Annotated in this window: 14 protein-coding genes; 9 read left to right on the top strand and 5 right to left on the bottom strand. The window is 38.2% G+C overall.

Going from position 1 to position 13,602, the window contains the following annotated elements:
- Positions 1–41: 41 nt before the first annotated feature.
- A complete protein-coding gene (locus BM143_RS17155; protein ID WP_034731670.1) occupies positions 42–368 on the bottom strand; it encodes a nucleotide pyrophosphohydrolase in 327 nt (108 codons plus the stop codon).
- Positions 368–1,777: a hypothetical protein gene (locus BM143_RS17150; protein ID WP_090025796.1), complete on the bottom strand. Its 1,410-nt coding sequence runs from the start codon at positions 1,775–1,777 to the stop codon at positions 368–370. The genes BM143_RS17155 and BM143_RS17150 overlap by 1 nt, the downstream gene beginning before the upstream one ends.
- Before the next feature lie 180 nt (positions 1,778–1,957).
- Here BM143_RS17150 and BM143_RS17145 point away from each other — a divergent pair, with 180 nt between their 5' ends.
- The 9 genes from BM143_RS17145 (at position 1,958) to BM143_RS17105 (ending at position 11,948) form a co-directional block, all read left to right on the top strand.
- Positions 1,958–2,209 (top strand): type B 50S ribosomal protein L31, encoded by a 252-nt coding sequence (locus BM143_RS17145; protein WP_034731665.1) that lies wholly within the window; start codon positions 1,958–1,960, stop codon positions 2,207–2,209.
- Positions 2,210–2,541: 332 nt separating this feature from the next.
- Positions 2,542–3,702, top strand: coding sequence for a GlmU family protein (locus BM143_RS17140; RefSeq protein ID WP_090025793.1), 1,161 nt, complete (start codon positions 2,542–2,544; stop codon positions 3,700–3,702).
- A gap of 621 nt (positions 3,703–4,323) precedes the next feature.
- Positions 4,324–4,833: an RNA polymerase sigma factor gene (locus BM143_RS17135; RefSeq protein WP_034731659.1), complete on the top strand. Its 510-nt coding sequence runs from the start codon at positions 4,324–4,326 to the stop codon at positions 4,831–4,833.
- Positions 4,808–5,482 (top strand): hypothetical protein, encoded by a 675-nt coding sequence (locus BM143_RS17130; protein ID WP_185116553.1) that lies wholly within the window; start codon positions 4,808–4,810, stop codon positions 5,480–5,482. The genes BM143_RS17135 and BM143_RS17130 overlap by 26 nt, the downstream gene beginning before the upstream one ends.
- A 66-nt stretch (positions 5,483–5,548) precedes the next feature.
- Positions 5,549–6,835, top strand: coding sequence for a DUF4252 domain-containing protein (locus tag BM143_RS17125; RefSeq protein WP_090025791.1), 1,287 nt, complete (start codon positions 5,549–5,551; stop codon positions 6,833–6,835).
- A gap of 12 nt (positions 6,836–6,847) precedes the next feature.
- A complete protein-coding gene (locus BM143_RS17120) occupies positions 6,848–7,348 on the top strand; it encodes a DUF4252 domain-containing protein (RefSeq protein WP_090025789.1) in 501 nt (166 codons plus the stop codon).
- A gap of 14 nt (positions 7,349–7,362) precedes the next feature.
- The gene (locus BM143_RS17115; protein ID WP_090025787.1) at positions 7,363–8,067 is read left to right on the top strand and encodes a hypothetical protein; all 705 of its coding nucleotides are present in this window, start codon (positions 7,363–7,365) and stop codon (positions 8,065–8,067) included.
- Between the two features lie 187 nt (positions 8,068–8,254).
- Positions 8,255–9,715, top strand: coding sequence for an IMP dehydrogenase (gene guaB / locus BM143_RS17110; RefSeq protein ID WP_034731645.1), 1,461 nt, complete (start codon positions 8,255–8,257; stop codon positions 9,713–9,715).
- Between the two features lie 349 nt (positions 9,716–10,064).
- Positions 10,065–11,948 carry a GEVED domain-containing protein gene (locus tag BM143_RS17105; RefSeq protein ID WP_090025785.1) on the top strand — a complete coding sequence of 628 codons (1,884 nt, stop codon included), beginning with the start codon at positions 10,065–10,067 and terminating at the stop codon, positions 11,946–11,948.
- Positions 11,949–12,011: 63 nt separating this feature from the next.
- Here the strand turns inward: BM143_RS17105 and BM143_RS17100 are convergent, their stop codons facing one another.
- From BM143_RS17100 to BM143_RS17090, 3 genes are all read right to left on the bottom strand, one after another.
- Entirely contained in the window at positions 12,012–12,209 is a 198-nt protein-coding gene (locus tag BM143_RS17100) for a KTSC domain-containing protein (RefSeq protein ID WP_090025783.1), read from the bottom strand.
- A gap of 99 nt (positions 12,210–12,308) precedes the next feature.
- Positions 12,309–12,992, bottom strand: coding sequence for a T9SS type A sorting domain-containing protein (locus BM143_RS17095; RefSeq protein ID WP_090025781.1), 684 nt, complete (start codon positions 12,990–12,992; stop codon positions 12,309–12,311).
- Positions 12,993–12,998: 6 nt separating this feature from the next.
- The gene (locus BM143_RS17090; protein WP_090025779.1) at positions 12,999–13,589 is read right to left on the bottom strand and encodes a phage tail protein; all 591 of its coding nucleotides are present in this window, start codon (positions 13,587–13,589) and stop codon (positions 12,999–13,001) included.
- Positions 13,590–13,602 lie beyond the last annotated feature (13 nt).

Raw genomic sequence — 13,602 nt, 5'->3', positions numbered from 1 at the left:
TTAAAGTCTGATATCTGGTGTCTGATATCTGAAATCTATTTCTATTTTAACTTCTCATTATTCTGATGACGCTCTTTATCGCGGTCAGTTTTGATCTTCATTTTTTTATCGAAAGCTTCCTGAAGATTCACTCCGGTCTGGTTGGCTAAACATAATGTTACAAACAGTACATCTGCCAGTTCTTCGCCGAGGTCTTTGCTTTTATCGCTTTCTTTTTCACTCTGTTCGCCATATCGTCTGGCTATGATTCTGGCTACTTCGCCTACCTCTTCAGTGAGCATCGCCATATTGGTCAGTTCATTGAAATAGCGGACACCAATGGTTTTGATCCATTCGTCTACCTGCTGCTGCAGTTGTGTTATTTCCATTATTGATAAGCGCCAAGCGTAGGGTTAGTTGTTCTGGATACATTTACAATGTCAAGAGGTACGGTTCCCGCTACTGTTAGGTTTCCTTTTCCTCTTGCCGGAGATGTTGTTTTTACTCTTAAATTCATCTTCGCTGCAAAATAGTTAAGGAATTCCGGTTCCTGGTTCTTGATGCTTTGGATGACATTAGGACTGGTGTCAAAATTAAATCCTGCTTCTGATGTTCCTGAATATTTAAGCAATGAGTTCTGGATCAGGAATTCAAACTGCTGACCCGGAGTCTGTTCAAAGTTCACGGAATTATCTCTATCTGAGTACACAATACTGTTCTTAATGTCAAGACGCTGAAGAGCTCCCTGTTCTGTAGTTCCTGCGGCATTTTTCCATTCATTGGCTGCTGTAATTCCGTTTCTGTTCAATGGTCCCATTGTTTTGGAATAATTAGCGATAGTAGCGTGTGTATAGCTGTGATTTCCTCCTCTGAAGATCCCGATGCATGACTCACCACAATTATTCATGACTAAGTTTTTAGCAGTAACCGTTGAGCCCACTGCATAAATACCGTATTCAAAGAAAGTATGGATGAATGAGTTGCTGATATTGGCGGTATTCTGTTTCATGTCCAATCCTCTGGTTCCTCCGAAAAGTCTCGCGAAATTCATATTAAGATTAGAATTGGCTTCCATACGGATGGAGTTCCAGTTTTTAGGAAGGGTATCGTGATCCAGGTCATTTCGGTCTCCACGTAGAATAACTTCATCATTCAATGCTCCGTTAATATTTAAGGTTGCACCTGTGGAAACTTTCATCCCGCTGTTGGTGTGGAAATATACTTTAGTTCCGGGCTGGATATCCAGTGTTATATTAGGATTGATGGTAAGGTCACCATAAATAATCTTAGCTTTATTTTTACTCCAGACTGTATGGGTAGCAATCTGGTTAGGATTGGTAGGGGTCTGGATGAAGAATTCCGCATCCTGTACCACTGAGAATAAAGTAACATGCTGCTGTCCTGCGCCGCTGCTGAATAGGATTTTGTCTTCAGCGATAGCTTCAGGTCCGGTGGCTTGTGGTGCAATTTCAACGAAAATATACATACTGTCTTTCTTTCTCAAAGGAACATCTTTAAAATCATAGCCTGGTTTTCCGTCTACATTGATCCTATATAATGATGCACTTCCTTTTTCCAGATTGATCCTTGGGATAAGAACGTCTTTGTCTTCATTATTATATACCTTTACCAAATACGTTTCGGAACGTACCTGATGATAAACGGTGTCACAAAATACCGTATCCTTTGAAAAACGTAACTGCTGTGAAGGGGTATCAAAAGTAATATCGTCTTTATTACATGATACCGCTACAAGAAGCATCCAGAAAGAAAAAGCCAGTAATAGTTTGAATTTCATCGAAATTAAAGTTTAATAGATTCCAAATTTAACGAAAATACTTTGAATTTCTTATCAATAAAAAAAATTGAATGGAGTATTTGGATATTTAAAAAAATGTTGTATTTTTGCAGCCTAAAATTAGCAGAGAAATACCATTACTATTTCGAAAGCAAACTTTAATTTTTTAAAAATTGTATTATGAAAAAAGGAATCCACCCAGAAAATTATAGACTTGTTGTTTTCAAAGATATGAGTAACGACGACGTGTTTCTTTGTAAGTCTACTGCAGAAACAAAAGATAGTATCGAATTCGAAGGACAAGAGTACCCATTGATCAAAATGGAAATCTCTTCAACTTCTCACCCTTTCTACACTGGTAAAGTGAAGCTAGTTGACACTGCAGGTAGAGTTGATAAGTTTATGAACAAATACAAAAAATTCGCTAAGTAATTTTTTGTTATCAAACATACTTAAGTCTTCCAATTTTTTTGGGAGACTTTTTTTTTGATATAGATGTTAGAGATTAGAAGTTAGATGTTAGTTGGGTGTATTTTGTACTTTATCTCTATAAATCTAAATTATATTCGTTCCAATCAGAAAGACAAGGATCTCTGCGGAGGCTTTGATAAACTAACCTCTAACTTCTAATCTCTAATTTCTATTTCAAGCTATTTTCGTATTTTTGTTCTGAACAGAAATCAGATGTGTAAATAATTTGTGAAGCAAAATACTTCCATCTCGAGCATCTAATTTCTAACTTCTAATCTCTAACTTCTAAAATAATGCAATTAGTATTTTCAGATGCCCAGTATTGGGAAGATTTTCTTCCGCTTACCTTTACCCGTCCTGTTGCCGCTATGCGATGCGGAATCCTGACTTTTTCTGAGCGATGGCAAAAGATCCTGGGAAATACCGAAGTTTCCTATTTTACTGAAAATTATCTTCAGAATAAATTTAAAGCCCCGGAAGACAAAGAAAGTCTTTTCTTAGTCACTAATTTCCTGCCGACTGAAACAGTCATTCAACAGATTAAAGATCTTAAACAGGGTGAAGCTCTGGTTTATGAAGATGAACTGGTGGCTGCGAAGATTAATATGCAAGGTTTTTCTCTGAATCAGATTGAAAAGATGACGGATATCAAAGAGAAGCTAACTTTCTTTAAAAAGCCGTCAGACCTGTTTACTTACAATCACCTTGCAATCGATTTTGATTTCAATCTGATTACTGAAGGAAGAACTTCTCAGGAACTGTCATCTACCAATGGATTCTTAGGGGATAAAAAAGACCTGTTCATTGAAGAAGGAGCGCAGATAGAATTTTCTACAATTAATACGAAAACAGGAAAAATCTATATTGGAAAAAACGCTGAGGTGATGGAAGGCTGCAATCTTCGCGGACCTATATCATTGGGAGAGGATTCCAAGTTTAATTTAGGCTCCAAAATTTACGGAGCTACAACGGTAGGGCCACATTGTAAAGTAGGCGGTGAGGTGAATAACATCATTATCTTCGGCTATTCAAGTAAAGGGCATGAAGGTTTTGTAGGAAATTCTGTCATTGGGGAATGGTGTAATTTCGGAGCAGATACGAACTCTTCCAACCTTAAAAATAATTACAGCCAGGTCAAGCTATGGAATTACAGAACAAAAGCTTTTGAGGATACAGGACTTCAGTTCGCTGGTCTGATTATGGGGGACCATTCGAAAACGGCGATCAATACGCAATTAAATACAGGAACGGTAATCGGAGTTGCTTCCAATATATTTAAACCGGGCTTTCCGCCTAACCTTGTGGAGAATTTTTCATGGGGCGGATGTAAGGATGATGAAAGATTTAAATTGGATAAAGCTTATGAAGTCGCGGAAAGAGCTATGGCCAGAAGAAAAGTGCCATTAACGGATGATGATAAAGCTATTTTAAAGCATATTTTTGATACCTATTAATATTAAAAGCCTCCATTCCGGAGGCTTTTTTTTTGCCACAAGTCACACAAGAACACAGGTGATTGAGAATATTTCTACCGCTTTGTCCATGTAAAAATCTTAGATTTTTGGAAAACCTATGTGGTCTTCTATCCGCTTTTTGTTTTTAACTAATAAAACTTTTGAGCCTTTTGTGGTTAATATTTATTGACCACGGATTACACAGATTTTCACGGATGATTGCGTGTGTTTTTATTCTTTTAGATAGGTGAAATATTTTTGAAAATGGTAGTAGAGATGCGTGTAATCTGCGGGAGATTATATTTTTAACCACCGATTACACCGATTTTCAAGGATGATTACATTTCTAAAGTTTTGGTAAGCAAAAATGGGGTGTAAGTTTTCTATTTCTTTGTGGAATTTCAAATTTATTATACCGAAAAATAGCAGAAAACTTAAGATTTTCAATTTATCTTTCAGAAAAGAAAAAAAATAGGTATTTTTATAAACATCATGAAAACTCTTTTACAGAAGGGTTTTATGAGCATGAAGCAGAAACAGAATGCGAAAAAGATCAATTATTTTACAATGTAGTGTAATAGAATTAAGATTTTAATTGTCTTACTAATAGAAACAAAACTCATGACCCAAGAAACTTTCAAGAATACGGTGTTTATTCTCAAAGACGAGATGTATCGTTTTGCGAAAAGATTTGTTATGAGCAGTGATGAAGCAGAGGACGTGGTGCAGGACCTGATGATGAAGTTCTGGCAGAAGAGGGAGGAACTGGGGCAATTTGGAAATTTGAAATCCTATGCTTTAAAGTCCGTCCGGAACGAATGCCTGAACCGGTTGAAACACCACGATGTGAAGTTGGGATTTGCAGATTTGCAGCTTCACCGCTCAGAACTATACAGCATGGATATCAATAATCTGAAGGAGTATATCATAGGTTTTATCAACCAGCTCCCCGAAAAACAGAAAATGGTGATCCATCTGAAAGATGTAGAAGAATATGAAGTCTCGGAAATTTCCGAAATGCTGGAAATGGAAGAAAACGCAGTAAGAGTCAATCTGATGCGGGCGAGACAAAAAGTAAAAGAACAAATATCACAACTGATGAGCTATGAACAAAGATCAATCTCAGAATAAATACGACGAAATCTTCCGGGATATAAAGGAAGAAAAAATGGACTGGAGCTTTGAAGACTTTCTTCAGAAAACAGAAGAAGCTGCTCCCGGTAAAGAAACAAGCGATGCTCCCATCATCCCACTTCAGAAGAATAAACCTTCTTTCCCGAAATGGTTCTGGATGGCAGCCGGAATAGTGCTTGTTTTCAGCGTAGGTTTTTTCTTTAATGATTACCGCACAGGGGTTATTGAAAAGGAACAGTTTGTAAAAAATGAAGTTTTAAAGCAGAAATCAAAATTTATAGAAGAGAATAACGACCATCAGGAGCAGGTAGCGGTGAACCACACCGATTCTATTTCCGGGGCGAAGAAAGATTCTATATTTCAGGAGAATTCAGTAGCGGAAAAAGATGTACTGGATGAGATTCTGCCAAAAAGAGGAAGGCTTAAAAAAGAAACAAGGCCGAGATTTGTAAACAACGCCTCTTTTAAAAACAACAAGGCTTTAAATGACTCTACAGGCTATAAAGATTCATACGTGATTGTCAACGGTAAAAGAATCGATAATGTAGAAGAAGCCATCAATGTAACTAAATATTCATTCCAGATATTTGCAAATAACGTAAGTGAAAAATTAGTACAGCCTACCGTCGTAGACGACGATTATTAACAAAAAATAGATTATGCACCTGATCAGGCAAAAATAATCAGCTTTAAAAGAAATAAAAATTGACTCATGAAAAAAATATTCATAATATTCGCGCTTGCCTTTTCCCACTTCTTTACGGTGTATGGACAGGGTGACAAGTTCGACAGGCTTTTTGAGAAATATCAGGAAGTGGAAGGTGTAACCTCTATTAAAATTGCTAAACCAATGTTCGGCATGCTCAGCAGTCTTAATATTGATGATTCGCAGCTGGATCAGATCAAGCCGCTGTTGTCTAAAATTAACGGATTAAAGATTCTTATCACCGAAAATCCCGAGAAAGCCAATACCAAAGAAGGTATTCAGGTGCAGACTCATCTGTCTCAGTTGAATAAAGATGTAGCCTCTTATTTAAAAACGCTTAACTACAGCGAAATCATGTCTGTGAACAGCTCCGGATCGAAGATTAAATTTCTTTCTGCAGAAGCAAAAGACGGAATCCTGGATGACCTGCTGTTAAGTATTGACGGAGGGAAAGGAGAAAATATCCTGGTGATGCTGGATGGGAAACTTTCAATGGATGATGTAAACAAGATCATCAATTCCAGCGAGACCAAAACCAAAACAAGTTCTGTAACCACTACCAGAAGCAGTCTTACCGCCGAAAGTAATTCCTCCTATATTAACGGGGAAGCAAGAAATGTCGGTGAATTCTCAGGAATTCAGGTAAGTACAGGCGTTAATGTGGTTTTCAAGCAGGAAAGCCCAACCAGTGTAAAAGTCATTGCTGATGCAGATAAACTTCAGTATGTGATCACTAAAGTGGAAAACGGAGTTTTGAAAGTATATATAGACAATAAGGGAACGAAGAATTTAAGATTTAGAAACCTGAGCGTTAATATTTCTTCCCCGAGAATGGATAATATCAAAGCTTCTTCAGGTGCTAACTTCAATGTGGTGAATTCTATCAGAGAAAACAATCTGACGATTGATGCATCATCCGGAGCGAATGTAAAGGGAGATTTTAAAATTTCAACCTCAGTGGATATCGGGATTTCGTCAGGTTCAAATATCAGAGCGGGAGTTACAGCCGGAACCATTATGGTGAAAGCTTCCAGCGGATCCAATGCAGCGATTGAAGGAAAAGCGAATTCTGGGATCATAGACATCAGCAGCGGAGCACTCGTTAAAGCAGATGAACTGAAACTGGACAGCCTTGAGGCAGAAGCTACATCCGGAGGAAACCTTTCAGTGAATGTTTCCACCAGACTGAAAGTAAGTGCCTCTTCAGGAGGATTGGTAAAATACAAGGGAAGGCCTGAAATAGATGCCAAGATCAGCAAAACATCCGGTGGTACTCTGAAACCTATCGACTAAAAAATAACGGCCATGAAAACTTTAATAAACGTCTTTGTAGGAATCTTCGCAGTGCTTATGTTACACTCATGCATAGCGTCTCGCAGACCCAATATCGATTTCTTTAAACAGTCGGGGTACGATTATAAAGGAGCACAATTTGCAAGCTTCAATGTACCTTTGTTTCTCGCAAAACCCTTTATCAAAAAGGCATTAAGGGAAGACGGCGAAAATGAAGAAGTGATTGCCCTGATCAAAAAAGTATCGAAGATCAGAGTCATGACGGTAGATAACGGCAGCAAGGCCATGCTGAACGACTACTCCAAATATTTAAATGACAATGATTTTGAAGACTGGGCGACCATTAAACACGACGGAGAAAACGTGAATGTTAGGGTAAAACAGAACGGAGAAACCATTAAAAATATGATGATCACCGTAAACTCAGATAAAGAACTTGTTTTTGTGGATGTGAGAGGGAGCTTTACTGCAGACGATATTTCAAAAGTGATCAATGCCGCTACAGATAAATAAAAATCCCTGCTGCTATGGAAAAACTGATAAGAGAGGTACGTATCCTTAAAATATATGCAGTCTCATTAACGATAGTCTGTATCCTGTTTTTTATTCTTGCCTTTAAAGATAAAACATCACGTCAGCGTTTTGAAGAAATAGATGTGGAACGCATCAACATCATTGAAAAAGATGGTACCCTGAAGATGACGATAAGTAATAAAAAACGTCAGCATCCCGGAATGTTCAATAACAAAGAGCTAAAGCCCAGAGAAAGAGAAGCCGGATTGATTTTCTTTAATGAATTGGGCGATGAATGCGGAGGTTTGGTGTATAGCGCAGATGAAAAAGAATCGGGAATGGTATATTCTTTTGACCAGCGGAATACAGATCAGATCATGCAGCTTCAGTATCTGGAAGATGCAGGTGATAAAAAATCCAGAACCTATGGATTGAAACTTTGGGACAGACCGGATAATTTTCCAATGGAAGAGATTATGAAATTTGAGGACTCTTTAAAACGTCTCAATGATCCGGTAGCCTCCAAAAAAGCATACGCCAAATTAAGACAGGAAGGGAAATTAACCAGCGAGCGCTTCTTTGCGGGGAAAACAGCAGCCGGAGATGTAGGTCTTTTTATCAGAGATACCAACGGAAAGGTGCGTCTTCGGGTCTATATTGATAAAAATAATCAAACCCATATTGATAAATTAGATGAAAACGGAAACGTGATTCAATAACAAAATCATTCTTCCTTAAAAGATATAACAAGTAGTTTCATACTATACTAATTATTTTGTACAGAAAGACCGTTCCTGATAAGAGCGGTTTTTTGATTTAAGTTATTGATTATTAATTTTTATTTAAACTATTGAAAAGGATTTTCATATCTCGTCAAAATAACCTAATTTTGCAAAGAAAGTAAAGATGTCTATTCATAACAAAATTGTAGAGACAGCCATCACTTTCGATGACGTTCTTCTAGTCCCTTCTTATTCAGAAGTTTTACCTAACCAGGTATCCTTAAAATCAAGACTTACCGACAAAATCACGCTGAATGTTCCGATAGTTTCTGCTGCGATGGACACAGTTACTGAAGGAGATCTGGCCATTGCTCTGGCAAGAGTGGGAGGTTTAGGTTTCATTCACAAAAACATGACGATCGCTGAGCAGGCTGCACAGGTAAACCGTGTAAAGCGTTCAGAAAACGGAATGATCTCTGATCCTGTTACCCTTTCAAAAGATCATACTTTGGCGCAGGCTAAAGAAACTATGGCTAAGTATAAAATCTCAGGTCTTCCTGTGGTAGATGCAGATAATGTGCTTATCGGGATTATTACCAACAGAGATGTAAAATATCAGGAAAACCTTGATATGAAGGTAGAAGAGATCATGACCAAAGAAAATCTGATCACTTCTGATAAAAATACCAACCTTGAAAAAGCAAAAGAAATTCTTCTGAAGAGCAGAGTTGAAAAGCTTCCGATCGTAGATAAAGACAATAAACTTGTAGGATTAATTACCATCAAGGATATCGACAATCAGTTGGAATACCCGAACTCGAATAAAGATCACAAAGGTCGTCTTATCGTAGGTGCAGGTGTTGGAGTTGGAGAAGATACGATGGACAGAATTGCAGCATTGGTGAACGCTGGTGTTGATATTGTGGCTATTGATTCAGCTCACGGACATTCTAAAGGAGTTTTGGATAAAATCTCCGAAATCAGAAGAACGTACCCGGATTTAGATATCGTAGGAGGAAACATTGTAACGGCTGAAGCAGCGAAAGACCTTATTGAGGCTGGTGCCAATGTTCTTAAAGTAGGGGTGGGACCTGGTTCTATCTGTACAACAAGAGTAGTGGCAGGAGTTGGGGTTCCTCAGTTATCCGCTATTTATAATGTATACGAATACGCTGCATCTAAAAACGTAGCAGTAATTGCTGATGGAGGAATCAAACTTTCAGGAGATATTGTAAAAGCGATTGCGAGTGGAGCAGGAGCAGTAATGCTGGGTTCACTTTTAGCAGGAACAGATGAGGCTCCGGGAGAGGAAATTATCTTCCAGGGAAGAAAATTCAAATCTTATCAGGGAATGGGAAGTCTTTCGGCCATGAAGAGAGGTGGAAAAGAAAGATATTTCCAGAGTGAGGCTAAAAAATTCGTTCCGGAAGGAATTGAAGGTAGAGTACCGCATAAAGGAAAGTTAGAAGATGTGATCTTCCAGCTTACCGGAGGTCTAAGAGCCGGGATGGGATATTGTGGAGCTAAAGATATTGAAGCTTTACAAAAAGATACCAAAATGGTGATGATCACCGGAAGCGGATTGAAAGAATCTCACCCGCACGATGTAATCATTACTCAGGAAGCTCCGAATTATTCTTTTTAGAATTTTAAAAATCAATATAAAAATAGGCTGTACAAATCTGTGCAGCCTATTTTTATATTCAGATCATTGTTTATTTCAGGAAAGTGTCTTTTTTTAATCTTTCAAAGTTGTTTTAAGGCTTAATTGTTTGTTTGTGTTTTAAAAACGGAATATTGTTCTTTATATTTTTAATACTAATTTATTTTTTTTATATAAATGGGGTGGGTTCTAAATCAAAGTAGTAACATTTTTTAATTTTAATATTAAATATTTGTAACAAAAATGATTTTTACCTACTAATGTGGAATGTTTATGAATGCTTTGGTTATTATAAAGCATTAATGAAATTTATAATTTAAATAGTAGAAGTATGAAGAAAATTTTCCTTTGTGGAATCGTGTTGTCTGCACTTTCATTATCAGCACAACAAAAAAAAGATTGGTGTGACTTTGATACGGAGCAAAGAGGGCATGAAAAAGAGAATCAAGAAATTGATGACATGATTCGCAGTATTCGTAATCGTATTCTGAATTCAAACCAGAACAGTACCGCTAAAAACGGAAGTGGAAGTGCTTTCAAAACAGTGAATGGAATTTATGAGATTCCTGTGGTAGTACACGTGATAGCACCTACAGGGGCTGCTATTGGATCTGACTATAACAAGAGTGATGAGCAGATTCAGGCATGGCTGGATCGTTGTAATGCAATGTATGCAGGTACTCATCAGTGGGCTCAGGGGGTTCCTGCGGACTTTGGAGTTGCTGCTACAATGCCTATAAAATTAGTCCTGGCCAAAAGAGACCCAAGTTGTAATGCTACAACAGGAATTATCAGATACAACGGAGGCACGCTTACAGGGTATGATGATTTTGGAGTAAAGCGTAGTGGAACAGATGGAGTGACTACTGCACAGGTAAAAACCATTGCTCCACATTGGCCTGAAGCTTCTTACTTTAACATTTATATCATGAATAAAGTAGATGGTGGCGGACAATATGGAATTATGGGCTGGGCCGGATTGCCTCAAAATATTGATTCTGCCTATGAATCTTTTATGAAATCTTTTGTAGTTACTTTACAGGATGATATTACTTTAGCGCATGAATTTGGACACAGCATGGGGCTTCTTCATACGTTTGGGAACGCCAATGCACAACCTCCGGCAGGAACTACAGCAACTTCTTTCTGCCCTGCACAAACGACTAATGATTGTACAAAAGATGATGATGGGGTATGTGATACGGAAAGATCAAGAAGTTTATTAAGTGATTTTCCTGCACCTACCAATAATAGCATGAACTATTGTACAGGTGCAAATTATCAGGGAGTTCAGTATAATATGATGAACTATACAAACCCTAGAGCCTTCAAGTTTACCAATGGACAGCATGATAAAGCTGCGACTTCTTTCTTTTTATTGAGAGGTTCTTTAAGCACTTCACTTGGAGCAACAGCTCCTGGAGCATCGGCAACAGCTATCGGGGCGCCTATTGCGGCATGTACTCCAAGCGGTTTGGCCAATGCAGCTTCAAACAACTATTTTGTAGGACCTACTTTGGTTAAATTAGGAAATATTAATAATGCCAGTACAGGAGTTTGGCAAAATGCACCTAGTTACTATGTAGATTATACGGGTGCAAGCTGTCTGAGAGCAACTTCTACACAGCTTTTGGTAAGCCAGTCTCACAACCTTCAGGTGAATGTTTCGGGTAGTGATAATGAAGTGAGAGCCTGGATTGATTTTAACAACAACGGAACTTTTGAAGCCAGTGAATTGGTAGCATCAGGAGATAATGTTGCCGCAGATCCCAGCACTCTAATCGGAACTGTAAATGCCACTTTTACGGCTCCAGCCTCTACAGTGCTTAATACGCCATTAAGAATGAGAGTAATGGTAGATGATGAGAATACAAATATGACAGCTTGTGGACAATTACAATATGGGCAGGCAGAAGATTATACCGTTAAATTTGTTACTGTTTTAGGAACCAGTGAAGTGAAGGCTGAAAACAATGATCTTGTGATTTATCCTAACCCGGTTGCTACAGGTGACAATGTATTTATCAAAGCTAAAAACGGTAAAGATTTAAAAGTTTCGATTTCTGATATGTCAGGAAGACTTATTGCAAGCCCTTCTGTACAAGAACAAGGAAGCGGAATTTATAAAATTAACCAGCAACTTGAAAAAGGAGTATATATGGTTCAGATTTCCAACGGAAAAGAAAGTAAAACTTCTAAACTGATCATTAAATAATCTTCAGATTATATAAAAAATTGAATGCCTCCGGAAATGGGGGCATTTTTTATTACAGGTTTTTCAGCTCACCTTGATGTACTTAAACCTCCGCTTGATCACGGAATTCAAAAAGCGTCCTTTTGACCTGGCTTCCCTGAATTTTTCAGAAATAGATAAAGGAACTTTCAGATAGTCGTATACAGCGCCGGACTGATAGATAATTCTCAATACTTCAGTCTCCGGAAAATAGATATAGGAGTTCACAATACTTGATGGCATATCATATTGGCAGCAAAAATTATTCCTCACAAAAATAGCCCTCAGAAGAATCCAAAGGCTATATCAATAATCAATTAATGCTATAAAAACATTATATCTCTACTTTTTCACGAATTTAAATTCATGAGATTCGAAATTTTTAGTGGTAATTCTTAAAACATAAACTCCCGCAGAAAGAGAGGAAACATCAATCTTCTGATCGAATGCATCTGTTTTTACCAATCTTCCGTCTACGTTATAAATCTGAATGGTCTGCCCATTATCAATTCCTGAGATACGGATGACATCAGAAACAGGATTCGGGAAGATTTGAATTTTGGTTTTCGTCACATCCGTTGTTGCCAATGAAGTGCTGTGTACATCGCCTGTCAGTGTAGAATTGATTCCTGTAAGATTTCCTCCGCACTGTCCGCCCGTTGCCGTTGCATTTTCTATCCAGGCTCCGAAAGTATTACTCGGAGGTCTTGGACTGGAGATGTTTCCGGTAGAATTGTAATACATCAGCGTGGGAGTAGTAAAAGTTCCGTTTCCTTCATCCGCAAGAAACTCCCATCTTGTAAGGGCGTTGTTCCATTTGATTTTAAACTCACACGTTCCAAGTCCGCTGCAAGGCTGCCCATCTACCGGTGTCGTGATGTAAATATTTTTATTATTGGCATCAACTCCGGTTTTCGAGAAAATAAAATTCTGGTTGTCAAATAGGTTATGACACCCATTGAAAGTGATGGTCTGTGCGGCCACCGAACTTCCAAGAGCTATAGCTAATAAGTATAGAGCTTTCATAACTTATTAATTAAAAGATGGGAAAATACCTTGTAAAGCGATGATACATCTCATCGTTACAAAAGGCTGTCTGTTTTCATGAGGCTGAGTACCTCCCGTAGGGTTTACCATCGTCGCTTTCATGGTAGTATTTGCATTCGCGTCAGAATATTCTTTGTCTAAAAGTTTGGTATCTGCTGGAAGATTTCCTGCAGGGGTATTCTGATTTCCTTCAGCAGTTACTGCATTGATGGTATGACTGTGGGCAGGCATTTGCTGTTGCGTTAAAGTAACACTTTCACTTCCTCCCGTTTCTCCGATCAGATAGTTTTGGCTGATGGTAGGTCCCTGTCCCTGAGAAACAAGCACTCTTCCTCTCATATCAGGTAAAGCGAAATTCGTGGTTCCGTTTCCACCATACGTGGTTCCAATCAAGGCAAAAAGAGCCGTGTTTTGTGCGATTGGTAAAAGCTGTCCGTTACAGTCTGCCCATCCGTTAGGTGCTCTGTTGTATGGAACAAAAGCAATTTGTCCAAGGAAAGGTTCTGATTGTGCTTTTAAAGCGGACGTAAATGCGCTGCTGATTAGCAGTAAGCATACTAGAGTCAAGTTTTTCATGATGATTAGTTTT

Origin of the sequence: Chryseobacterium oleae (assembly GCF_900115055.1) — a bacterium.
GTDB classification, from domain to species: Bacteria; Bacteroidota; Bacteroidia; order Flavobacteriales; family Weeksellaceae; genus Chryseobacterium; species Chryseobacterium oleae.
This window is presented reverse-complemented; position numbering and strand designations above follow the sequence as displayed.